2 protein-coding genes are annotated in these 2,126 nt (G+C 36.4%); both read right to left on the bottom strand.

Going from position 1 to position 2,126, the window contains the following annotated elements; genetic code table 11:
- Window positions 1-69: 69 nt before the first annotated feature.
- Window positions 70-711 carry a rhomboid family intramembrane serine protease gene (locus AB1444_16415; protein MEW6528238.1) on the bottom strand — a complete coding sequence of 214 codons (642 nt, stop codon included), beginning with the start codon at window positions 709-711 and terminating at the stop codon, window positions 70-72.
- Between the two features lies 1 nt (window position 712).
- A complete protein-coding gene (locus AB1444_16410; protein MEW6528237.1) occupies window positions 713-1,846 on the bottom strand; it encodes a hypothetical protein in 1,134 nt (377 codons plus the stop codon).
- Window positions 1,847-2,126 lie beyond the last annotated feature (280 nt).

Raw genomic sequence — 2,126 nt, 5'->3', positions numbered from 1 at the left:
AGGCGGCGGGGGTGTACACTATTTTATATTTTATTCAAATTTCCACGTTTAGGAATAATTAGTAAATTATTAATATCTTTTTTTAAAAAACATAATCAATATAAATCCTGCTATAAACCCACCAACATGCGCTGACCAGGCTACATTCGTCATACCCAATCTTTCGCCATACAGGTTGGAAAGTTGCATGACAAACCACAGCAATATAAAAAACCATGCTGGCAGGCGCAGAATAAAAAACATAAACCATACCCGGATGCGTGCTGCCGGGAACAAAACCACATACCCTCCTAAAAGCCCCGAAACGGCACCGGATGCACCAATAATAGGCGTACATTCGTTATGGTGAAAAAGATAAAATGTTAAAGCAGCAGCAAGCCCACACACAAGGTAAAACGCATAAAACCGAATAGCGCCTAAAACATCTTCAATATTATTACCAAATATCCATAAAAAAAGCATATTGGATGCCACATGGATAATGTTTACATGCAAAAACATGTGGCTTATAAAAGGAATATAGTGATTGTAATTATATACATTAATCTTGTTAACATTGCAGGGAGTGAGTGCATACATCTTTACAAGGTTTTCAAAACCTGGCTGCCCGTAAACCTCAAGATAGTAAACAAAACAATTCACAATAATAAGTACAACCGTAAAAAGTGGAAATGAGTGTGTAGGATTTTCATCTTTATACGGTAAGAACATATCACACCGAGGTACCGTTGTATATATATTTTCGTTTTTCAAAGTCTGCGGGTGTTTTACCTGGCGATACGTAACAGCAACCACCTACGGTAATAGCATCAGGAATTATACAGTTTTTCCCTATGAGCGTTATACTGTTATACAGCACTTTAGGGTAATCGCTGTTTTTCATACCTTCTTCGGTTGTGCCAATTTTACAACCATTGCCAATTGTAAGTGGTGTCTGGTCAAATGGCTGTATGGTGCGTTCATCAATAATGCTTCGCATGATGCGAGCTTTTGAGCCAATCTTAATATATGGTAGGATAATTGAATCACGGATCACAGCGCCTTCTGCAATTTCAACACCAGGGAAAATTATTGAATTAACCACCTCGCCATTTATATAGGAACTATCGGACAAAAATGATTGTACCACTTTTGCATGAGGACCCAACATTGAATAACGATATAACTGTATCCGGGAATGTATATGACGATTGAATACATGTTTTGCAAATTCAGGATTATTGATAACCTCGAAGTTGTAATTATAATAATCAACTATCGTACTGAATGGCCAGTACATACATGAAAATTCAAGTTTTGGTAAACCTTCATTCACCATCATATTGATAATCATTTCAAAGATGTTAGGTGAAGTATGATCATGCTTCAACGCCTGCCTGATTGTTGCAAGTAATGCTTTTTTAGTGCTTACCAGTATACGGTGTGCCATACGTGCCTTACCTTCAAAATGCAATTTGAACAACGCTGCAGGCTTTTTCATTTTTGCAAATCGTTCAATCAGGTGGGCAAAGTTTATAATGCCGGGATTATCGCCATTGTAAATAATAAAATATGCCGAATCACTATCACGAATAAGCATATAGCAAAAATCTATACTGTTGAATTCATTAACCACAACTTTAAGCTTGCTTTCATCAATACCATGCAGTGCAACGTAATCTGCCAAATCATCGTTTACATTGCTATAGATTATGGTTTGCGCATCCAACTCCTTTGCATTTCCTATGACAAAATCAACAACGCGAAACTTGCCAGCAAACGGTACCATATATTTTGACCTGTTTGCGGTAAGCGATAGTAAATTGATAACAGCTGTATCCGGATATGATATGATGGTTGCATCCATTGGCACTTCAATTACTCCTTATGAAGCAACATTATGTAATACTGTTGTTTCATAGCAAGGACTTTTCATCTGTAAATAAAAAAAATACTTTAACGTACATACATTTTGGGGCAGAATACTATAGTACACTGTATAGTACAATGAAAAAATATTTACATTATTGTACCGTACATATACTATGCCCTCAATGAAACTATACTGAATAATCAATTGGTATCATGAATACAAAAAAAGTTACCCTAACCATACTTCCGCACAATACTGCTTTCTTTGTTGATGC

This window comes from Spirochaetota bacterium (assembly GCA_040756435.1).
In the GTDB taxonomy this organism is placed as follows: Bacteria; Spirochaetota; UBA4802; order UBA4802; family UB4802; genus UBA4802.
Note: the sequence above shows the minus strand (reverse complement) of the source record. Positions and strands in the feature narration are given on the sequence as shown.

What these genes read in the sequence shown, in the direction of transcription:
- AB1444_16415 (MEW6528238.1), bottom strand. Translation starts at nt 711, where the DNA reads ATGTTCTTACCGTATAAAGATGAAAATCCTACACACTCATTTCCACTT.
- AB1444_16410 (MEW6528237.1), bottom strand. Translation starts at nt 1,846, where the DNA reads ATGGATGCAACCATCATATCATATCCGGATACAGCTGTTATCAATTTA.